The sequence below is a fragment of the Kitasatospora sp. NRRL B-11411 genome (genome assembly GCF_000721345.1).
Lineage (GTDB): Bacteria > Actinomycetota > Actinomycetes > Streptomycetales > Streptomycetaceae > Kitasatospora > Kitasatospora cineracea.
The window spans coordinates 142,941-164,363 of sequence record NZ_JOGH01000003.1 but is presented as its reverse complement, the minus strand read 5'-3'; the positions used below and the strand labels follow the sequence as shown (position 1 = coordinate 164,363).

General features: G+C 71.1%; 16 protein-coding genes and 1 riboswitch. Of the genes, 4 read left to right on the top strand and 12 right to left on the bottom strand.

The annotated features are described in order from the left end of the window. Positions 1-95: 95 nt before the first annotated feature. The 3 genes from IH44_RS0103140 to IH44_RS0103130 all read right to left on the bottom strand — a co-directional run bounded on the left by IH44_RS0103140 (position 96) and on the right by IH44_RS0103130 (position 4,415). A complete protein-coding gene (locus IH44_RS0103140) occupies positions 96-1,115 on the bottom strand; it encodes a ribonucleotide-diphosphate reductase subunit beta (protein WP_030457812.1) in 1,020 nt (339 codons plus the stop codon). Next, positions 1,115-3,529, bottom strand: coding sequence for a ribonucleoside-diphosphate reductase subunit alpha (locus tag IH44_RS0103135; RefSeq protein WP_030457811.1), 2,415 nt, complete (start codon positions 3,527-3,529; stop codon positions 1,115-1,117). Before IH44_RS0103135 ends, IH44_RS0103140 begins: the two co-directional genes overlap by 1 nt. 172 nt (positions 3,530-3,701) lie before the next feature. Continuing rightward, a riboswitch (cobalamin riboswitch) is annotated at positions 3,702-3,840 on the bottom strand. An 80-nt stretch (positions 3,841-3,920) separates the two neighbouring features. Then, positions 3,921-4,415, bottom strand: coding sequence for a GNAT family N-acetyltransferase (locus IH44_RS0103130; RefSeq protein ID WP_030457810.1), 495 nt, complete (start codon positions 4,413-4,415; stop codon positions 3,921-3,923). Between the two features lie 275 nt (positions 4,416-4,690). Between IH44_RS0103130 and IH44_RS0103125 the strand changes: the two genes are divergently transcribed. Then, on the top strand, positions 4,691-5,671 hold the full coding sequence (locus IH44_RS0103125; RefSeq protein ID WP_030457809.1) for a helix-turn-helix domain-containing protein: 981 nt from the start codon (positions 4,691-4,693) through the stop codon (positions 5,669-5,671). A gap of 111 nt (positions 5,672-5,782) precedes the next feature. Here IH44_RS0103125 and IH44_RS0103120 read toward each other — a convergent pair whose 3' ends face one another. The 8 genes from IH44_RS0103120 to IH44_RS0103085 form a co-directional block, all read right to left on the bottom strand. Beyond that, a complete protein-coding gene (locus IH44_RS0103120; RefSeq protein WP_051816491.1) occupies positions 5,783-6,541 on the bottom strand; it encodes a histidine phosphatase family protein in 759 nt (252 codons plus the stop codon). 166 nt (positions 6,542-6,707) lie between these two features. Continuing rightward, entirely contained in the window at positions 6,708-8,303 is a 1,596-nt protein-coding gene (mctP, locus tag IH44_RS0103115) for a monocarboxylate uptake permease MctP (protein WP_035953734.1), read from the bottom strand. Positions 8,304-8,323: 20 nt separating this feature from the next. Next, positions 8,324-8,641, bottom strand: coding sequence for a DUF3311 domain-containing protein (locus IH44_RS0103110; protein ID WP_369794884.1), 318 nt, complete (start codon positions 8,639-8,641; stop codon positions 8,324-8,326). Positions 8,642-8,858: 217 nt separating this feature from the next. After that, positions 8,859-9,644 (bottom strand): GntR family transcriptional regulator, encoded by a 786-nt coding sequence (locus IH44_RS0103105; protein ID WP_030457805.1) that lies wholly within the window; start codon positions 9,642-9,644, stop codon positions 8,859-8,861. Positions 9,645-9,839: 195 nt separating this feature from the next. After that, on the bottom strand, positions 9,840-11,414 hold the full coding sequence (locus tag IH44_RS0103100; protein WP_030457804.1) for a glycoside hydrolase family 3 protein: 1,575 nt from the start codon (positions 11,412-11,414) through the stop codon (positions 9,840-9,842). 65 nt (positions 11,415-11,479) lie between these two features. Further along, positions 11,480-12,400 carry a carbohydrate ABC transporter permease gene (locus IH44_RS0103095; RefSeq protein WP_030457803.1) on the bottom strand — a complete coding sequence of 307 codons (921 nt, stop codon included), beginning with the start codon at positions 12,398-12,400 and terminating at the stop codon, positions 11,480-11,482. Beyond that, complete coding sequence (locus IH44_RS0103090) at positions 12,397-13,386, bottom strand: carbohydrate ABC transporter permease (protein ID WP_030457802.1); 990 nt, start codon at positions 13,384-13,386, stop codon at positions 12,397-12,399. Before IH44_RS0103090 ends, IH44_RS0103095 begins: the two co-directional genes overlap by 4 nt. 164 nt (positions 13,387-13,550) lie before the next feature. Further along, complete coding sequence (locus IH44_RS0103085; protein WP_030457801.1) at positions 13,551-14,864, bottom strand: extracellular solute-binding protein; 1,314 nt, start codon at positions 14,862-14,864, stop codon at positions 13,551-13,553. A gap of 1,164 nt (positions 14,865-16,028) precedes the next feature. On the opposite strand from IH44_RS0103085, the gene IH44_RS0103080 reads away from it, so the two are divergent. The 3 genes from IH44_RS0103080 to IH44_RS0103070 all read left to right on the top strand — a co-directional run bounded on the left by IH44_RS0103080 (position 16,029) and on the right by IH44_RS0103070 (position 20,490). Continuing rightward, positions 16,029-17,333 (top strand): extracellular solute-binding protein, encoded by a 1,305-nt coding sequence (locus tag IH44_RS0103080; RefSeq protein WP_030457800.1) that lies wholly within the window; start codon positions 16,029-16,031, stop codon positions 17,331-17,333. A 220-nt stretch (positions 17,334-17,553) separates the two neighbouring features. After that, positions 17,554-18,612: an SIS domain-containing protein gene (locus IH44_RS0103075; RefSeq protein ID WP_030457799.1), complete on the top strand. Its 1,059-nt coding sequence runs from the start codon at positions 17,554-17,556 to the stop codon at positions 18,610-18,612. A 357-nt stretch (positions 18,613-18,969) separates the two neighbouring features. Continuing rightward, complete coding sequence (locus tag IH44_RS0103070; protein ID WP_030457798.1) at positions 18,970-20,490, top strand: sensor histidine kinase; 1,521 nt, start codon at positions 18,970-18,972, stop codon at positions 20,488-20,490. A gap of 383 nt (positions 20,491-20,873) precedes the next feature. Here IH44_RS0103070 and IH44_RS0103065 read toward each other — a convergent pair whose 3' ends face one another. Further along, positions 20,874-21,125: a WhiB family transcriptional regulator gene (locus IH44_RS0103065; RefSeq protein ID WP_014138019.1), complete on the bottom strand. Its 252-nt coding sequence runs from the start codon at positions 21,123-21,125 to the stop codon at positions 20,874-20,876. Positions 21,126-21,423: the final 298 nt, after the last annotated feature.

Genomic DNA, 21,423 nt, shown 5'->3' with positions numbered 1-21,423 from the left:
TGCGGTCGCGAGGGAGTCCAGGTCAGGCGTCACAACCGACCTTTGGACTCCCTCGCTTCATCTCATGCGCTTCAGGTGCCCTTGGCATCAACCATCTAGAAGTCGTCGTCGAAGGAGACCGAGCCCTCGACGGCGATCTGGTAGGCGGAGACCCGGCGCTCGAAGAAGTTGGTCAGCTCCTGGACGTTCTGCAGCTCCATGAAGCCGAACGGGTTGGTGGAGCCGTACCGGACCGGCAGGCCGAGGCGGGCCAGGCGCTGGTCGGCGACCGCCTGGAGGTACTCGCGCATCGACTCGGTGTTCATGCCGGGCAGGCCCTCGCCGCACAGGTCGCGGGCGAACTGGAGCTCGGCCTCGACGGCCTCCTCCAGCATCTCGGTGACCTGCTGGGCCATCTTGTCGTCGAAGAGGTCGGGCTCCTCCTCGCGGACGGTGTCGACCACGGAGAACGCGAAGTCCATGTGCATCGACTCGTCGCGGAACACCCAGTTGGTGCCGGTGGCCAGGCCGTGCAGCAGGCCGCGGCTGCGGAACCAGTACACGTAGGCGAAGGCGCCGTAGAAGAACAGGCCCTCGACGCAGGCCGCGAAGCAGATCAGGTTGAGCAGGAAGGCCCGGCGGTCGTCCTTGGACTGCAGCGAGTCGATGTGGTCGACCGCGTTCATGTACTTGAAGCAGAACTGGGCCTTCTGCGCGATGGAGGGGATGTTCTCCACCGCGGCGAAGGCGGCGTTGCGGTCCTCCGGGTCGGGCAGGTAGGTGTCCAGCAGCGTCAGGTAGAACTGGACGTGCACGGCCTCCTCGAACAGCTGCCGCGACAGGTAGAGGCGGGCCTCGGGGGAGTTGATGTGCTTGTAGAGGCTCAGCACCACGTTGTTGGAGACGATCGAGTCGCCGGTGGCGAAGAACGCGACCAGCCGGCCGATCATGTGCCGCTCGCCCTCGGAGAGCTTGGCGAGGTCGGCGACGTCGGAGTGCAGGTCCACCTCCTCCACGGTCCAGGTGTTCTTGATCGCGTCCCGGTACCGGTCGTAGAACGACGGGTAGCGCATCGGACGCAGCGTCAGCTCGAAGCCCGGGTCGAGCAGCATCTTCTTCTGGTCTTCGGTGCTCATTACTGGCAGGCCTCGCAGGACTCGGGGTTCTCCAGCGAGCAGGCGATGGCGTCCTGCTCGGCCTGGGAGAGGGAGGGGGTCTGCACCGGGACGGGGGCGGCGGTGCGGGCGGCTCCGGACGCGGCCTGGGCGATCCGGGTCGCCGGGCGGGAGCGCAGGTAGTAGGTGGTCTTCAGACCGACCTTCCAGGCGTAGGAGTACATCGAGGAGAGCTTGCCGATGGTCGGCGCCGCCATGAACAGGTTCAGCGACTGGCTCTGGTCGATGTACGGCTGCCGGGCGGCGGCCAGGTCGATCAGCGCGCGCTGCGGCAGCTCCCACGCCGTGCGGTACAGCGAACGGACCTCCTGCGGCAGCCAGTTGAACTCCTGGATGGAGCCGTTGGCGTCGCGCAGCGCGTCCCGGGTGGTCTGGTCCCAGACGCCCAGCTCCTTGAGCTCGCGCACCAGGTACGGGTTGACCTGGAGGAACTCGCCGGACAGGGTCTCGCGCTTGAACAGGTTGGAGACCTGCGGCTCGATGCACTCGTAGACGCCGGCGATGGACGCGATGGTCGCGGTCGGGGCGATCGCGAGCAGCAGCGAGTTGCGCAGGCCGACCTCGGCGATCCGGGCGCGCAGGGCGTCCCAGCGCTCGGCCCACTGCGGGTTCGCGGACTCGAAGTGGTCGATGTGCAGCTGGCCGCGGGCGGCCCGGGTCTCGCCGTACGCCTCGTGCCGGCCGAACTGCTCGGCCAGGTCGGCGGAGCGCTCGTACGCGGTGAGCATGATGCGCTCGGCGATCAGGGTGGAGAGGGCGACCGCCTCGGCGGAGTCGAAGTCGATCCGCAGCTGGAAGAAGACGTCCTGCAGGCCCATCACGCCCAGGCCGACCGGGCGCCAGCGGGAGTTGGACGTCCCGGCCTCGGTGGTCGGGTAGAAGTTGATGTCGATCACGCGGTCGAGGAAGGTCACCGCGGTGCGGACGGTGGCGTCCAGGCGGTCCCAGTCCATCGCGTTCAGCAGGTCGGTGGCGGTGGCGCCGGGGGCGACGTGCGCGCCCAGGTTGACCGAGCCGAGGTTGCAGACCGCGGTCTCCGAGTCGTCGGTGACCTCCAGGATCTCGGTGCACAGGTTCGAGGAGTGCACCGTGCGGCCCGGCAGCGCGGTCTGGTTGGCGGCCCGGTTGGAGGCGTCCTTGAAGGTCATCCAGCCGTTGCCGGTCTGCGCCAGGGTGCGCATCATCCGGGCGTACAGGGTCTGCGCGGGGATGGTGCGCACGGCCTTGCCCGCCAGCTCGGCCTTCACGTACGCCTCGTCGAACTCGGCGCCCCACAGGTCGACCAGCTCCGGCACGTCCGCCGGGGAGAACAGCGACCAGTCGGCGTTGGCGTTGACCCGGCGCATGAACTCGTCCGGGATCCAGTGCGCCAGGTTCAGGTTGTGGGTCCGGCGGGCCTCCTCGCCGGTGTTGTCGCGGAGCTCCAGGAACTCCTCGATGTCGGCGTGCCAGGTCTCCAGGTACACGCAGGCCGCGCCCTTGCGCCGGCCGCCCTGGTTGACCGCCGCCACGGAGGAGTCCAGGGTGCGCAGGAACGGCACGATGCCGTTCGACTGGCCGTTGGTGCCGCGGATCAGCGAGCCGCGGGAGCGGATCCGCGAGTAGGACAGGCCGATGCCGCCGGCGTGCTTGGACAGCCGGGCGATCTGCGCGTACCGGTTGTAGATCGAGTCCAGGTTGTCCAGCGGCGAGTCCAGCAGGTAGCAGGAGGACATCTGCGGGTGCCGGGTGCCGGAGTTGAACAGCGTCGGCGAGCTGGTCAGGTACTCCAGCCGGCTCATCAGGGTGTACAGCTCGGCGACCTCGCGCACCGACTCCTCGGTCGTCCCGACCGCCAGGCCCGCCGCCACGCGGAGCAGGAAGTGCTGCGGGGTCTCGACGACCTTGCGGGTGATCGGGTGGCGCAGCAGGTAGCGGGACTGCACGGTGCGCAGGCCGAAGTACTCGAAGCGGTCGTCGCCCGCCTCGTCCACCAGCGAGTCGAACAGGTCGGCGTGCTGCGCGACGAACGCGGCCGTGGCGTCGCCGATCAGGCCCTCGGCGTGGCCCACGGCCACCGAGGAGGAGAACGAGGTGACCTGCTGGGTCGCGGCCTCGTCGCGGATCTCCAGCGCCAGCAGGCGGGCGGCCAGCTTCGAGTACTGCGGGTCCTCGGCGATCATCGACGCGGCGGCCTCCACGGCCAGCCCGCGCAGCTCGGCGAAGTCCGAACCGGCGTGGCGGCCGCGCAGCGCGGCGGCGGCGACGTGGCCGGGGTCCACCTGGGGGAGGTCGGTGCTGCGGTCGGTGAGCAGCCGGAGCAGCGCCGCACCGGGATCGGTGAAGGCGTCGGCGGATCCCTGGGACGGCAGGGTGACTGAGGCGGCGACGGTCAAGGCGCACTCTCTCCTGTGGCGGCGGCGGACGTGGCTCGGGTGTCCGGGACCGCACGCGGCCAGGGGAGGGCAGCACGAAGGAACGAGAACGCGTTCCGGCGCGCCGAAGACCACCCCCGGTCCGCCCGCGAGACCGGACGGCAAAGCTGTGCTGCATGGCGTCTGCGGGGATGCCGTGTCGCACACCGTCGGCAGGTCCTCGGACTGCGCGGGCGTCGCTGCAGCCCGCTCACCGTTGCGGGGCAGTCCCGGACTTCCACCGGGTTCCCCTGCGTCGACAGCGAGAGTGAGCATACATGTTGTGGTGGCTGGATCTGGAAGCACCAGATGTAGTAGCGCGTGTCGCGTCGGCGGCGCCGCGCGTAGACAACGAAACTGCCCGGGAACCGCCTCAGAACCGCATCGTGTAGACCCACAGGTCCATTCCGGGCGCCGCCGACCAGTCCCGCCCGGGGGTGCGGACGAAGCCCAGCGCGTCGTAGATCCGGTGCGCGGCGGTCATCGACGGCCGGGTGGAGAACGCCATCCCGGCCAGTCCGAGTTCCCGGCTGCGCCCGATCGCCGCCGCCACCAGCGCCCGGCCGACGCCGCGGCCGCGGGCCGCCGCGCCGACCGAGAGCATCCGGATCTCGCCCTCGCCGGGCCCGGCGACGTCCGCCCACGCGGTGCCGCCGGGCGCGAAGGTCACGCAGCCGAGCACGGCTCCCGCGTCGTCGACGGCGACCAGGAGCTCGGCCTCCCGGTCGCGGCGGGCGGTGTCGCGCAGGAGGTCGACGTACGGGGAGTCGGGGCGGGTGTGGCCGTCGCCGACGAAGGCCTCGACGCTGACCTCCCCGGCTCCGGCGAGGTCGCGCTCCAGGGCGCGGCGGACGGTCGGGGAGTGCATCCGGACAGTGTGCCGGACGGCCTCCGGCGGGGATCGGCCAGGTCCGGGTCGAAGGGGTAGCCGGTCGGCCGGTGCACGGCGTCGCGGCCGGTCCGGCCGTTGCGGTCCAGGTCGCGGCCGACCAGGACGCCGAGGAGTCCGAAACTGCCGATGAGGCCCAGCAGGGCGAGCGCGGTGGTCATGCCTCCACTGTCCCGGCGGGCCGGGGCCGCCACGAGTGGCAGGAACGCACCATTGCCACGGAATCCTGCCACTGCCATCCTGGCCCGATGCGGATGCTGAACAACGTCGCCGTCGTCGTGCTGGAAGAGATCCACCCCTTCGAACTCGGGGTGGCCTGCGAGGTGTTCGGCCTGGACCGGAGCGAGTCCGGCCTGCCGGTCTACGACTTCGCCCTGGTCGGCGACCGCCCCGGCCCGATGCGCACCCACGCCGGCTTCACCGTCGACGTCCCGCACGGCCCCGAACGGATCGCCGAGGCCGACCTGGTGATCGCCACCGCCACCGGCATCCGCACCCACTACCCCGAGGCGCTCTGCGCGGCGCTGCGGGCCGCCCACGACCGCGGCGCCCACCTGCTGTCGATCTGCTCCGGCAGCTTCCTGCTCGGCGCGGCCGGCCTGCTCGACGGCCGCCGCTGCACCACCCACTGGCGCTACGCCGACCTGATGGCCGAGCGCTTCCCGCTGACCACCGTCGAACCCGGCGTGCTGTACGTCGACGACCACCCGGTGATCACCTCGGCCGGCACCGCCGCCGGCATCGACGCCTGCCTGCACCTGGTCCGCAAGGTGCAGGGCGCCGAGGTGGCCCGGGAGATCGCCCGCCGGATGGTGGTCGCCCCGCACCGGGACGGCGGGCAGGCCCAGTTCATCAACCGCCCGGTGCCCGAGGGCGGCGGCGAGTCGCTGGCCGGGGTGCTGGAGTGGATGCGCCGCCACCTCGACCGGGAGACCGGCGTCGACCAGCTCGCCCGGCTCGCCCACATGTCGCCGCGGACCTTCGCCCGCCGCTTCCGCGAGGAGACCGGCACCACCCCGCACCGCTGGCTCACCGGCCAGCGGGTGCTGTTCGCGCAGCGCCTGCTGGAGTCCACCGGGGAGGGCGTGGACGCGATCGCCGCCCGCTGCGGCTTCGGCAACGCCGCCACCCTGCGGCACCACTTCGGCCGCCGGCTCGGCACCACCCCGCAGGCCTACCGGCGGGCCTTCGGCGGCCCGCGCCGGGTCACCGGGCCGCAGCACCAGGACGCCTGAGCGCGGGGCGCCGCGACAGCCCGCGGGGCGGGCCGGGGCGGGACGCTGCGGCAGCCCGCAGGGCGGTGGCGGCGGCGGGCCGGGGCGGAGCGAGGCGGTGGCGGGCCGGGCTCAGGCCGACAGGTGCTCGGTCCGGTTCCACCCGGCCGGGCGCAGCCGCCCCTCGCGGGCCCGCCACAGGCTGGTCGAGCAGTTCGCCACCGGCGGCAGCGCCAGCAGCTCCTCCTCGGCCGGCCGCTCCAGCACGTGCCGCAGCATCAGCACCGTGCAGTCGTGCGCCACCACCAGCACCGGCCGGCCCGCCTCCTCCTCGCCCAGGTCGCGCAGCAGGTCGCGCACCCGCAGCGCCACGTCCAGCCAGGACTCGCCGCCCGGCGGCCGGTAGTACAGCTCGCCCATCCGGCGCCGCCGCTCGGCCTCCGCCGGGTGGTCGCGCTCGATCGCGGCCTTGGTCAGCATCTCCAGCACGCCCAGCTCGCGGTCCCGCAGCCGCTCGTCGTAGCGCACCGGCAGCCCGACCGGGACGGCGCCCAGCCCGGACGCCTGGGCCAGCGCGATCCGGGCGGTCTCCGCGGTGCGCACGTACGGCGAGCACCACACCGAGCGGGGCCGGTCGGCGGGCGGCCGCCCGGCCCACCAGCGGCCCAGGTCGCGGGCCTGGTCCTGGCCGTGCAGGGAGAGCGGGATGTCGGCGTCCCGGCAGGTGATCGGGACGGAGAGCGCGCCGCTGGCGTCCGCGTGCCGGAACTCCACGTTGGCGGTGGACTCGCCGTGCCGGGTGGCGATCAGGACCGAGGGCAGTCTCGGCCCCCCGTCCGGCTGCGGGGCCTCCGGTCGGTGCCCGTTGCGTACCGTGGTGAGGTCGGTCATGGCGGTGGCTCCCCGTGGTCGGTGGCGCGTGCGGTGCGCCCGTCTCTCCCGGGTCTCTCCCGTGAACGGGCAGTCATAACAGATGGTCGCGCCGTCACCCCAGTGTCGATCGGGGCAACGGCGCGACCACAGGGCGCACGGTGCGGAGGTCTGCGCCCCCGGTGCGTCAGTGCGCCGCCGCGGGCTGTGGAGCGCGCTCCACGGCCTCGTCACCGGCCTCCGCGGAGTAGTCGGCCTTCGAGGTCTCGTCGGCCCCCTCGGGGGCCTTCAGGGCCCGCAGCACCAGCGTCAGGACCACCGCCACCGCCAGGTTCAGCACGAACGCGGTCAGACCGATGTAGCCGGTCTCCCCGATCCCCGGGATCTTCGCGTTGCTGCCGCCGAAGTGCTTGGTGGCCGCCGAGGACACCCCCCACGCCATCCAGGTGCCGTACACCATGCCGACCGCCCAGCCCGCCAGCAGCGCCCAGCGGTGGAACCACCGGGTGAACAGGCCCGCCACCAGCGCCACCGCGGTCTGCAGGATCCACAGGCCGCCCAGCAGCTGGAAGTTGATCGCCACCTGCTTGTCCATCAGCAGCACGAACACCAGCGCGCCGACCTTCACCAGCAGCGAGGCGATCTTCGCCACCCGGGTCTCCTCGGCCGGCGTCGCGTCCGGCTTCAGGAACTCCTTGTACACGTTGCGGGTGAACAGGTTCGCCGCCGCGATCGACATGATCGCGGCCGGCACCAGCGCGCCGATCCCGATCGCCGCGAACGCCACCCCGGCGAACCAGGACGGGAACATGTCCGCGAACAGCTGCGGCACCGCCAGCTGGCTGTTGTAGCCCTTCACGCCCTTGCCCACCCCGGCCGCGATCGCCAGGAAGCCCAGCAGCGCCAGCAGCCCCAGCATCAGCGAGTACGCCGGCATGATCGCCATGTTCCGGCGCACCGTGTTGCGCGACTTCGACGCCAGCACGCCCGTCACCGAGTGCGGGTACATGAACAGCGCCAGCGCCGACCCGAACGCCAGCGTCGCGTACGCCCACTGCCCGGACGGCCCGACCACCAGCGCCCCGCTCGGCTTCCCGGTCGGCCCCGGCGTGGCGAACTTGTGCTGCGCCGCGTCGAACACGTGCCCGTAGCCGCCCAGCCGCATCGGGATGTAGACCACCGCCACGATGATCACGACGTAGATCAGCGCGTCCTTGACGAACGCGATCAGCGCCGGCGCCCGCAGCCCCGAGGAGTACGTGTACGCGGCCAGCACGCCGAACGCGATGAACAGCGGCAGGTCCTTCAGGAACCAGTTGCCGCTGCCGCCCACGCCCAGCACGTCCAGCACCGCCTGGATGCCCACCAGCTGCAGCGCCACGTACGGCATGGTCGCCAGGATGCCGGTCAGCGCCACCGCCACCGACAGCCCGCGCGAGCCGTACCGGCCGCGCACGAAGTCCGCCGGCGTCACGTACCCGTGCACCCGCGAGACCGACCACAGCCGGGGCAGGAACAGGAACACCAGCGGGTACGCGATGATCGTGTACGGCACCGCGAAGAAGCCCGCCGCGCCCGCCGCGTAGATCGCCGCCGGTACCGCGATGAACGTGTACGCGGTGTACAGGTCGCCGCCCAGCAGGAACCAGGTGATCCAGGTGCCGAAGCTCCGGCCGCCCAGCCCCCACTCGTGCAGGTGCTCGGCGTCCGCGGCCCGGCGCCAGCGGGAGGCCAGGAAGCCCATCACCGTCACCGCGGCGAAGAACAGCAGGAAGACCGTCATCGCGGTCCAGTCCACGTGCTTCACGACTTGCCCCCGTCCGACGGCTGGGCGGGCAGGACCGGTCCGGAGACGGCGGAGACGGCGGAGGCGGCCTTGCGGGCCGCCTCGTCGCGCCGGATCAGCAGGTACGCGGCACCGGTGAACAGCGCCGACACCGGCACCCACATCAGCTGGTACCAGTAGAAGAACGGCAGGCCGCCGAACTCGGGGGAGGTCTTGCTGTAGGACGGCACCCACAGCACCACCACGATCGGCACCAGCAGGCACAGGCCCGCCAGCACCCGGGCGGGGGAGACCACGGGCGGTGCGCCCGGGGCAGGGACTTGCGACGACGACACGAGCGGCTCCCGGATGACGAGGAGTCACCTCAGTGGCACCGCAACGCACATGCCTGTGCGCCCGCCGAGCAGCACCCTCGGTGATCGAAAGGTCCCCGAGAGGCTAGGGCAGCGGAGCGACCCGTGTCACTACCCTGTCAACCCGGATCGCCCCGGTACCCCGAACAGGTCAGGCCGCCGGGCCGGTCGCTCGGACCGCCCGTTCAGGACGGCCCGTTCAGGACGGCCGGTTCAGCCGGGTGATGAACTTGTAGCGGTCGCCCCGGTAGATCGAGCGCACCCACTCGACCGGCGCGCCGTCCGCGTCGAAGGAGTGCCGGGACAGCTGCAGCATCGGCAGGCCCAGGTCGGAGCCGAGCAGGCCGGCCTCGCGCGGGTTGGCCAGGGTGGTCTCGATGGTCTCCTCGGCCTCCGCGACCGTCACCCCGTAGACCTCGCGCAGCGCGGTGTACAGCGAGTTGTGCTTGGCCAGGTTGCGCCGGAGCGCGGGGAAGCGCTTGGCGGACAGGTGCGCCACCTCGATCGCCATCGGGTCGCCGTTGGCCAGCCGCAGGCGCTCGATCCGCAGCACCCGGCCGCCGGGCTTGATGTCCAGCAGCGGGGCGAGCCGGTCGTCGGCCGAGATGTAGGCGACCTCGACCAGCCGGGAGGTCGGCTCCAGGCCCTGGGCCCGCATGTCCTCGGTGTACGAGGTGAGCTGGAGGGCCTGGGCGACCTTCGGCTTGGCCACGAAGGTGCCCTTGCCCTGGATGCGCTCCAGCCGGCCCTCGACGACCAGCTCCTGCAGGGCCTGCCGGACGGTGGTGCGCGAGGTGTCGAACTGGGCGGCCAGCGCGCGCTCCGGCGGGACCGGCGTGCCGGCCGGCTGGGTCTCGGTCAGCTGCAGCAGGTGCCGCTTGAGCCCGTAGTACTTGGGGACCCGGGCCGTGGCGGTGGCAGGGCCGGTCTGGGTCGGCACGGTGGAGCCCTCGGCGAGCGCCGCCGTGTCCCTGTCGCCACTCATGGCAGCTCTCACTCCTCGTTGGAGGCGGTCCCTTAACGGACCCCTAAGTCCTATGTAACAGCACATGTTTGCACGCACGGGAGATCGAACGTGAGCCCCCGGCCGCATTCGCGCGCCCGCGGCGGGTCCGCGGGCGGGTACGCGACGGGCCCGGAACGGGCGCCTGGCGCCCGCCCCGGGCCCGTCCCGAGTGTCTCAGCCGGCCTTGGCGGCCGTCACCGCGAGCCCCGCCAGGGCCTCCGCGGCGGCGATCGCGCAGACCCGCGAACCGCCGTAGGTGGCCAGCGTGGTCACGCCGCTCGGGGCGAACAGCTCGGCCGTCCCGTGGGCGGTGCCGATCTCCACCACGACCGCGTCCGGCCGGTGCTCGACCAGGGCCAGCGCGGCCCGGCGCATCCAGCCGTGCCGGTGCGCGTCGCGCACCACCAGCACCAGCGGGCGGCCGACCGCCGCGCCGAGCAGCGGGGCGGTGTCGATCTCGGCGTCCTCGGCGGCCACCGCGACGTGCAGCAGGCCGGAGCCCTCGGTCACGGTCGCGGGCGGGGCGACCCGGCTGGAGGTGGTGCCGGGCACCAGCTCGGCCAGCGGGCCGGCCACGCCCCACGGGGTCTCGTCGCCGGCCGCGATGTTCGCGCCGGGGGAGAACTCGACCACGTGCGGGACGCCGCCCAGCGGGCGCAGCTCGCCGGTGACCCGCAGCGCCCGGCGGGCGGCGGCCAGGCCGACGCCGACCTCGGCCTGCTGACCGACCAGCGAGGCCCGGACGCCGGCCGACCAGCGGGCGACGGCCCGGTTGCGCTCGGCGGCCTCGTGCAGCCGCTCGGCGGACAGCCGGCCCTCGCGGACCGCCCAGACCAGCGCGTCGCGCAGGTAGACGAAGGCGTCCTCGTCCTGCAGGCCGCCGCCGACGCAGATGGTGTCGGCGCCGGCCGCGACGGCCCGGACCGAGCCGGCCGCGACGCCGTGGGTGCCGGAGATGGCGCCCATCTCGATGCCGTCGGTGACGATCAGCCCGTCGAAGCCGAGCTCCTCGCGGAGCAGGCCGGTGAGGATGCGCTGCGACATGGTCGCGGGCAGCTGGGCGTCGTAGGCGTCGAACAGGATGTGCGCGGTCATGATGCTCTTCACGCCGGCCGCGATGGCGGCGCGGAAGGGCAGCAGGTGCGCGGCGAACTGGTCCAGGGCCAGGTCGATCCGGGGCAGCCCGAGGTGCGAGTCGCCGGCCGTGTCGCCGTGGCCGGGGAAGTGCTTGGCGCAGGCCGCGACGCCCGCGGACTGCAGGCCGCGGACGTACGCGGCGGTGTGCCGGGCGGCCAGCTCGCCGTCGCCGCCGAAGGAGCGGACGCCGATCACCGGGTTGTCCGGGTTGGAGTTGACGTCCGCGTCGGGCGCGTAGTTGAGGTTCACGCCGACGCTGGACAGGTCGAAGCCGATGGAGCGGGCGACCCGCTCGGTGAGGTCGGTGTCGTCGACCTCGCCGAGCGCCAGGTTGCCCGGGTAGGAGGAACCGCTGACCACCTCGAGGCGGGTGACGTCGCCGCCCTCCTCGTCGGTGGCGACCAGCAGGTCGCCGTTGAGCGCGTACAGCTCCGAGGTCAGCGCGGCGACCTGCTGCGGGGTGCGGATGTTGCGGCCGAACAGGGCGACGCCGCCGAGTTCGCCGTCGCCCAGTCTGCGGCGCAGCCACTCCGGCGCGGTCAGACCGGCGAAGCCGGGCTGCAGGACCGCTCCGGCGTCGCGGAGGAGATCGGCGCTTTCCGTACCGGGCATCGCCTTGGTTCCTTCCCTGGAGGTGAGAGAGGTGTTTCAGGTGCAGTGGGGGTGGGGGAGGGGGCTTAGCCCTTGACCGCACCGGCGGTGAGACCCGCCGACACCTTCTTCTGGAAGAACACGAACAGGATGATCACGGGCAGCGAGACCAGCAGGCCGCCGGCCATCTGCGCGCCGTAGTCCGCGCCGCGGGTGGGAGTGGTCGAGTAGAACGTCAGCCAGGTCATCGAGGTGTTCATGCCGCTGGTGCCCAGCAGGGTCTTGGCGACGATGAACTCGTTCCAGGCCTGGATCCAGCTGTAGACCGAGGTGGTGATCAGGCCGGGCAGGGTGAGCGGCAGGATGACGCGGAAGAACGCGCCCCACTGGGTGCAGCCGTCGACCATCGCGGCCTCGTCCAGCTCCGCCGGGATGTTCACGATGAAGGAGCGCAGCGTCCAGATCACGTACGGGACGGTGAAGACCAGGTAGGCGAGGATGACGCCGAACAGGCCGCCGGTCATGTTGAGGCTGTTCATCACCACGAACAGCGGGATGATGATCGCCAGCAGCGGCACCATCTGGACCACCAGCATGGTGACGATGAAGAAGTTGCGGCCGCGGAAGTTGAACCGGGCCACGCCGACCGCCGCCAGGAAGCCGACCGCGACGCCCAGCACGACCGCGCCGAGGGTCAGCACCAGGGTGTGGCCGAGGCTGGGCAGGAACTGGTCGTCGTCGAAGATCGTCCGGTAGCTGTCGAGCGAGAACGAGGAGGGCCAGAAGGTCGGGTCCTTGGAGATCAGGTCCCGGTTCGTCTTGAACGTGGTGATGACCATCCAGTAGATCGGGAAGGCCATCACGACCGCCACGACCAGGGCGACGGTGTTCCAGACCCAGGTCATGGCGCCGCTGCGGCCGACCTCGGTCTCCTTGGACTTCTTCCGCTTGGCCGGGGCGAGCGGAAGCGGGGTCTTCGGAGCGGTGGTGGAGACGTCCGTGGTCATCGCTCGTTGGCTCCGATCTTGAGCATCTGGCGGATGTAGTACACGAGGACCGCCAGCATCATGAGGATCATGGCGATCGAGATCACCGAGGCTTCGCTGTACCGGGAGGCGACGATGCCCTGCATGTACAGGTAGGTGCCGATGGTCCGGTAGCCGGGTTCGGGCGAGGTGTTGCGCAGCGCGAAGATCTGCGCGAAGACCTGGAAGTCCCAGATGAAGCTCAGCGCGGTGGAGATCATCAGGAACGGCCGGATGACCGGCAGGGTGACGTTGCGGAACGCCTGGAAGCTGTTGGCGCCGTCCAGCTTGGCGGCCTCCATCAGCTCCTTGGGCACCTGGGTCAGCGCGGCGTACAGGCCCAGGACCAGGAAGGGCAGCGCGCCCCAGATGACGACCGCGGCGCCGACCACGTAGAGGCCGACGTGCGGGTCCGCGAACCAGTCGTAGTTCTTCCAGCTCTCGTCGCCGGTGACCAGGTACGCGATGTAGTCGACGACGCCGCCCTGCGGGGAGAACAGCCAGCGGAACACCTGGCCGTTGACCAGTGCCGGGATCGACCAGACGAACATCATCACCGTGATCACGGTGACCCGGACCCAGTTGGAGACCCGGTTGAGCAGCAGTGCCAGCGCCATCGACAGCACCATGGAGAGGATGACCAGCTCCGCGGTGAAGTAGATCGAGCGGAGCACGACCTGCCAGAACTCGCTGTCGCCGAAGACCCGGGAGAAGCCGTCGAAGCCGATGTACTTCGCCCGCTCCGGGTGGACCAGCAGCGCGTACTTGTTGACGTTCTGGAACGCCAGGTCGACCAGCCGGTACAGCGGGTACGCCAGAACGCCCGCCAGTACGACGACCGCGGGCAGCAGCAGGGTGTAGGGGATGTAATGGCCGGCCGCGAAGAACCCGCGCCGCTGCGGCTTCCCCGTCGGGGCAGGCCCCTGGTTCTCGGACCGGGTCACGGTCTCGTTGGTGGTCACACTCATCAGGGTCCTTCCCGGGCCCGCGGATCTGGTCGGTCCTGGCGCACGGGTGGGCAGTCCGCGGTATCGCGGACTGCCCACCCCCTTATCCGGCGCTCAGTGCGGTGGTCCGTCCGGGGAGCACCGTTGGACTCCCCGGGCCGACCTGCGGTTCAGCTGGAGCTGGATCAGCCGTTCAGGGTCTTCAGAAGGTCGTCGTTCGCCTTCTTCAGCTCGGTGGCCGGGTCGCCACCGGCGGCGATCGCACCGAAGGCGGTCTTCAGCGCGGTCTCGTTGGTGCCGGACCACAGCGGGGTGTTCGGGATGAACCAGGTCTCGCCCTGGGCCGCGTCACCGGTCGCCTTGTTCGCCGGGTCGGCGGCCTTGTAGGCGTCGACCAGGTTCTTGGCGTTCGGGATGGCGTGCTTGGCGAGCAGGGTCTGCTGCGCGGTGTTGGTGAAGATCTGCAGGAAGGTCGCGCCCAGGCCGGGGTTCTTGGCGTTGGTCGGGACGGCCAGGTCGGAGCCGCCCAGGAAGGCCGGGGTGGTGCTGCCGGCCGCAGCGCCCGGGAGGGCGAAGGTGGCGAGCTTGTCCTTCAGGGACGGGTCGCCGGTCTTCGGGTCGGCCACGGAGGAGAGCTCCCAGCCGTTGCCGACGATGGAGGCGATGTTGCCCTTGGCCATCAGGGCGTCCTGGGTGGCCTCGTCGGAGGTGGTGCCACCGGTGGAGAAGTTCTTCTGCAGGTCGTTCCAGGTCGAGATGCCCTCGATGAACTTCGGGTCGGCCAGGGTGCTGGCCCACTTGTCGCCGTCCTTCTTGGCGATGACGTTCTTCACGCCGTAGGTGCCGGCGCCGAAGGAGACGGCGGTGTACCAGTTCTGGCCCGGCAGGTACATCGCGGAGAAGCCCGGGGTGCTGGCGTTGGCGGCCTTGACCTTGGTCAGGGCGTCCTTCAGCTCGGCCAGGGTGGTCGGGGCCTGGGTGACACCGGCGGCCTCGAAGAGGTCCTTGCGGTAGATCACGACGCGGGCGCCGGCGTAGTACGGGACGGCGTAGGTCTTGGAGCCGTCGGCGGACTGGCCGGAGGCGGCCAGCGAGTCCAGCCACTTGTCCGAGTTGTCGAACTTGCTCTTGGCCGAGGTGAGGTCGACGAACGAGTCGGCGTCGATGTACTTGGCGGCCTGGGTGTTGCCGACCTCGATCGCGTCGGGGGCGTTGCCCGAGAGCAGGGCGGTGTCGAGCTTGGTGGTGTAGTTGGTCCAGGTCTGCCACTGGATGTCGACGTCGGCGCCGGTCTTCTGCTTGAACTCGGCCTTCGCCGCCTCGACGACCTCGTTCCAGCCCTTCTGGGCGTCGTCCATCAGCCAGACGGTGATCTTCTTGCCCTTGCCGTCCGTGCTCAGGACATCACCGCTCGACTTGCTGCCGGACGAAGACGACGAGCAGGCCGAGGCGACGAGCACGGTGGCGATAGCGGCCACGGCTGCGATCTTGCGGTTCAAACCATCCTCCAGAGGGATGAGCAAGGTAGGGCACCGGGCTGCTGGGCCGACTGGCCTGGAGCTGCGTTGTGCCGTATGTGGGGAACGTCACCGGGTGACACGGATACGAACTGCCGGGGCCGGCGGGCCGATCCGTGAGGTGGAGTAGACCATTGGTTTAGACCAACGCCTGGAGGTTGGCATGGACCAATGACGAGCGTCAAGGGTTCAAAGAGCGGTTGCACAAGCCGTTATCAACGCTTGACTCGGCCGTGTTGGACTGGACCAACCCCGGGAGGAAATAGGACCTATCGGGACACCTTGCCGTCGCGGCGGCGGAGCGGGTGGTCCGGGACCGCATATTTGTGCGGTCATGTCAAGGGCGGGTTCGGGCCCGGCCGTTGACCCGGTACCCGCAGCCCCCGTGCCCGCCCCGCGCGCCCGCGTGCGAGGCGTCCCCGAGTGGGAGGCGCCCCCGCGCGGGCCCGCGGGCCCCGGGCCGGGTCGAAAGCGGCGGGGTTTCCCGGCCGAATGGCGCGGGCCGAATACCGGGCCCCGGCCACGCCCGGCTTTTCCCGTCGCGGCCGCGGAAAACCGGCCGGTAATCACCGCCGGGAGTTCCGCCGATTTCCCCGGACCGGCGGCCCGCCCGCCGCGGGCCCCGGTGTTTTGCCCCCTGCCGTCCGGGCGCCGCCCCGGCGCCGGGTGCCGCCCGCCCGTCCGTCCGCGCACCGCCTCGGGTCGCCCGCCGCAGGTCCGGCCCCCGGCGGCCGGCCCGGGGCGGCGCCGATCCCGGGCGCCGGGGAACTCGTGCGTACTCGACGGACGGCGGCCCGCCCCGCCCGTCCGCCCGGTGCCCCCGGCGTCCCGGGCCGGGCCCGCCGGTGCCGCGGCCGGTGGGGGAAACCCCGGCCGCCGGGGCCGGGAAATCGGGCGGCCGGGGATTTCCGGAATTGCGCTTGATCCATTCCTCTCACCCTGGGTCACCTTAAGTGAGCCTAAAGTCATGCACAGGGCACTTCTCCGCCGATGGTTGACGTGGCCGGGCCAAGGAAGGCAACGGATTGACAACGAGCAGGGTGCGAAACCGCACCCGCATTGACGCCCCAAATTGGTCTAGGCCAAGATCCGGAAATCTGGTCTGTACCACCGCGCAGACCTCCCCGCTCCCATCCGGAGGATTGCGTGAAGCGTCAGGTACTGGCCACGCTCGGCACCGCCGCCCTGCTGGCCACCGCCGCGGGCTGCTCGTCCGGTAGCCCGTCGTCTTCGGCGTCGAACGCCGACACGAAGAACATGACCGGCACCGTGACCGTGTGGCTGATGAACGACGCCCAGAAGAGCTGGCCCGAGCTGGTCCAGCAGGTCAACGACGAGTTCGCCCAGAAGTACCCGAAGGTCCAGATCAAGCTCAGCTACCACGACTGGCAGACCAAGGTCTCCGAACTGGACGCCGCGATCGCCGCCGGCCAGGCCCCGGACGTGGTCGAGCTGGGCAACACCGAGACGCTGAAGTACATCGTCAACGGCTCGCTGCTGGCCGTGGACCGCTCCAGCTTCGACAACGCGGACAACTGGATCAAGGGCCTCTCCGACACCTGCACCTACAAGGACACGCTCTACTGCGTGCCCTACTACGCGGGCGCCCGGGTCGGCGTCTACAACTCGAAGATGTTCCTGGACGCCACCGGCTCCGCCGACCTGCCGCAGAACGAGGACGACCTGACCGCCGCCCTCGACAAGGTGCAGAGCAAGTTCAAGGGCACGACCGGCTACTCCTCGCTGTACCTGCCCGGCCCCTACTGGTACGCCGCGATGTCCTACGTCATGGCGTACGGCGGCTCGATCGCCAAGTTCGACCAGACCGGCAACTGGCACGGCACCCTGCACGACGCCAAGTCGCAGCAGGGCCTGCAGCACTTCGTCGAGCTGGTGAAGAAGTACAACAAGAGCGGCGACTACAAGGTCAACGAGGCCGAGCAGGCCAACGTGCTCGGCCACGAGAAGGCCGGCCTGATCTACGCCAACGGCTGGGAGCTGGGCACCGCGATCGCGCCGATCACCGGCACCCCGGCGCTCAAGGACTCGCTGCGGCTCGCCGCGATGCCCGGCCCGGGCGGGAAGCCGCTGCCGTCCTTCATCGGCGGCTCCGACCTGGCGGTCACCGCCAAGTCGCAGAGCGCGAAGATCGCCACCGACTGGGTGCGGATGTTCACCAGCACCAAGTCCGAGCAGGTGCTGGCCGACAAGGACACCCTGCCGAACAACCTGGTCCAGCTGGCCCCGCTGAAGAGCAAGCCGGCCACCGCCGCGGCCGCCAACGCCGTCCAGGACGCCTGGTTCACCCCGCTCGCCCCCGGCTGGGGCGCGGTCGAGAAGCAGAACGTCCTGGTCAACATGCTGAACGCGGTCTTCGCGGGCAAGAGCATCGACGAGGCCACCAAGGAGGCCGACGCGCAGATCGACGAGCTGATCAACAACCCGGGCTGACCGGCGCGCGACCGGAGCGCCGGCCCGCCGGCCGGCGTCCCGGTCCTTGAGACCGGGCCCCGACGCACCGTCACGGAGTGTGCTGCGGGGCCCGGTCGCACGTAGGATCGGCACAGAACAGTTCCATGCAGCGAGGGTGCGGACTCGCCGCCGTTCAGAGGTCCCCGTCGGGCGTCCCGCCCCACGGGGTAGAACCATCTCTCCACGGAGGCACACCCCGATGTCCGACCCGCAGACTGTTTCCGTACCCGGCAGGATCATGTCGGCGGAGATGGCCGAGCAGCCGGCCGTCCTGCAGCGCATCCTCGACGAGGGTGCGCCCGCGATCCGTGAGATCGCCGCGCAGATCGCCGCCCGCAACCCGCGCTTCGTCCTGCTCACCGCCCGCGGCACCTCCGACAACGCCGCGCTGTACGCCAAGTACCTGATCGAGGTGCTGCTCGGCAAGCCGGCCGGCCTCACCTCGATGTCCACCACCACCGCGTACGGCGCCAAGCCGGACCTCGCGGACTGCCTGGTCATCACCGTCAGCCAGTCCGGCGGCTCGCCCGACCTGGTGGCCTCCACCAAGGCGGCCCGCGAGGCCGGCGCGATCACCCTGGCGGTCACCAACAACGCCGCCTCGCCGCTGGCCGAGGTCTCCGAGTTCCACATCGACGTGCTGGCCGGGCCGGAGAAGGCGCTGCCCGCCACCAAGACCTACACCGCCGAACTGCTGGCGCTGTACCTGTTCGTCGAGGGCCTGCGCGGCGGCGACGGCTCCGCCGCGAAGGTGCTGCCGGAGCTGGCGGCGGGCATCCTGGCCCGGCAGGGCGAGGTCAAGGACCTGGCCGAGCGCTACCGCTTCGCCCAGCGCCTGGTCATCACCTCGCGCGGCTACGGCTACCCGACCGCCCGCGAGGCGGCGCTGAAGCTGATGGAGACCACCTACATCCCGGCCTCCCCGTTCTCCGGCGCCGACCTGCTGCACGGCCCGCTGGCCATGGTCGACAACGTCTCGCCGGTCATCGCCATCGTCCCGGACGGCAAGGGCGGCGAGGCCCTGCAGCCCGTCCTGGACCGCCTGCGCGGCCGCGGCGCCGACCTGGTCGTGATCGGCCAGCAGGCGCAGGTGGAGGCCGCCAGCGCGGGCTTCGCGCTGCCGGCCGGCGTGCCCGAGGAGGTCCAGCCGATCCTGGAGATCCTGCCGCTGCAGCTGCTGGCCTACGAGGTCACCATCGCCCGCGGCCAGGACCCGGACGCCCCGCGCGCCCTCGCCAAGGTCACCGAGACGCACTGACGGCGCAACGCCGACGGCCGCCCCGCAAGATCCTCGCGGGGCGGCCGTCGTGCTGTCCGGGGCATCCGGCCCGGGGCCGGAAAACACTACGGGCCACGGCGCCGACACAGGACCCTCAACCCGTGCGGCACCGTAGCCCGGAGCTGTATGCCGGAGGCGGGGACCGTCCGAGAGTTGTGCGGGACCCTCGAACGACGCCTCCGACCGAGGAGGGGCCTCGCGCGGTCAGGGCAGTTGCGCGGAGGGCCTCTCCTTGGTGCATGTTCATTGTGGACTAGACCAATTGTGGTTGTCCAGAGGCGACCCGCAATTGGTCTGGACAACGTGGGCCGAGGTGGACGGCGATACCCTCACGGTGTGCCCTCGCTGAACGAACTCGTCCGCCGCCACACCACCCTCACCGGTGCCGACGTGGAGTGGCTGCACCTCCTGGTCTCGGAGTGGCAGCTGCTCTCCGACCTGTCCTTCGCCGACCTGGTGCTGTGGATCCCCACCTGGGACGGCATCCGCTACGTCTCGGTGGCCCAGATGCGGCCCAACACCGGCCCCACCTCGTACCAGGACGACATGGTCGGCCACCTGGTGCCGCGCGGCCGCCGCCCGCTGCTGGACGCCGCCTACGACGAGGGGCGGATCGTCCGCGAGGGCGACCCGGAGTGGCGGGAGGAGGTGCCGGTGCGGGTGGAGTCCATCCCGGTGCGACGGGACGGCAAGGTGCTCGGCGTGATCGCCCGCAACACCAACCTGCTGACCGTCCGCACCCCCAGCCGGCTGGAGCTCACCTACCTGCAGAGCGCCTCCGACCTGGCCCAGATGATCGCCGCCGGCAGCTTCCCCTTCCCGGGCGCCGAACAGGCCGACATGGACGCCGCGCCCCGGGTCGGCGACGGCCTGATCCGGCTCGACGTGGAGGGCGTGGTGACGTACGCCAGCCCCAACGCGCTCTCCGCCTACCACCGGCTCGGCCTGACCACCGACCTGGTGGGCAGTCACCTCGGCCAGACCACCGCCGAACTGGTGCCGCCCAGCCGCGGCGCGGTGCACGAGGCGCTGGTGAAGATGGCCAGCGGCTGGGCGCCCCGGCAGACCGAGATCGAGGCCCAGGGCGGCGTGGTGACCCTGCGGACCATCCCGCTCAAGCCCAAGGGCACCCCCACCGGCTCCCTGGTGCTCTGCCGGGACGTCACCGAACTGCGGCGCCGCGACCGCGAATTGATGACCAAGGACGCCACCATCCGGGAGATCCACCACCGGGTGAAGAACAACCTGCAGACCGTCGCCGCCCTGCTGCGGCTGCAGTCCCGCCGGATGGACTCGCCGGCCGGCCGGGCCGCCCTGGACGAGGCCGTCCGCCGGGTCGGCTCGATCGCCATCGTGCACGAGACGCTCTCCCAGGCCCTGGACGAGTCGGTGGCGTTCGACGAGATCGCCGACCGGGTGCTGGCCATGGTGATGGAACTCTCCCAGGACGGCCGGGTGGTGGCCCGCCGCAGCGGCTCCTTCGGCATCCTGTCCGCCGAGGTCGCCACCCCGCTGGCGATGATCCTCACCGAACTGACCCAGAACGCCCTGGAACACGCCTTCGGACCCAGCGCCTCCGGCAACCTGGAGGTCAGCGCGCTGCGCGGCCGCGCCCCGGCCGGCGGCAAGGGCTGGTCGGACACCTGGAACAACGGCGTGAAGGCCGAGGAGTACCTGCTGATCACCGTGCAGGATGACGGCCGCGGCATGCCCGAGGGCTTCGACCCGCAGCAGGCCGGCAACCTCGGCCTGCAGATCGTCCGCACCCTGGCCACCGGTGAACTCGGCGGCAGCTTCGACATGGTGGCCGCGCCCGAGGGCGGCACCAAGGTGGTGCTGGAGATCCCCGTCCGCTGACGGGGCCGCCCGGCGGGGCCTCCCCGTCAGGGCCGCGGAGACCGGGGCCCTGACGGCAGGGCCGCGGAGACAGAAACGAGGCCCTGCCGACCGGGGGGGGTGGGTCGGCAGGGCCTCTCGACCCGGTCCGGCCGTCGGGGGGAGTCGGCCGGAACGGGGGCTTCTGGTGTGGCGCGACGTTCGCCTCCGTGCATTGCACACGGTGAGCGCCACGGGCCAACGATATTGCTCTGCGTGAACAGTATCAAGTGCCCGGACGGCTCGCGTCGTCGGTCCCGCGGATCGAGCGGGGCCCGTTCGGGAAGGCTCGGCCGGCCAGTCGCGGCCGAACCCTTGATCGTGGGTTGATCCGTACTACTGCTGACGGTGCGTCAGCGGGTGTGTCAGGCGGTGCGGGCGCGGTTGCGGGCAGCGCGGCGCTTCATCGCGCGACGCTCGTCCTCGCTCATGCCGCCCCAGACGCCGGCGTCCTGGCCGGTCTCCAGCGCCCACTGCAGGCACTGCTCCATCACGGGACAACGGCGGCACACGGCCTTGGCTTCCTCGATCTGCAGCAGAGCAGGGCCGGTGTTCCCGATCGGGAAGAACAGCTCCGGGTCCTCTTCGCGGCAGACAGCGCGGTGGCGCCAGTCCATGGTCGTCCAACTCCTCCGGTCGACGGGCTGTGGCCCGCGACTCACTCGAATGGCTTGTGAATGTGAACGCTTTCACGAATCCCGCAACAGCAAAAGGGACCTAAGGCCCATCGGGCCCGGGCGGTCTGTGCTGAGGGGGTTCGGCGATTCGAGGGGCTCTCCCGCGGTGTCCCGCTGCGGTGTGTCCCGATCGCCATGTAGAGGTTCGCAAACCTCGAAGCCGGATACAACCCCCTTCGGCAAGAAATTTTTGATTCTTCGGTGTCGCCTACCTCACAGGCGGTACTTCTATGGGGTG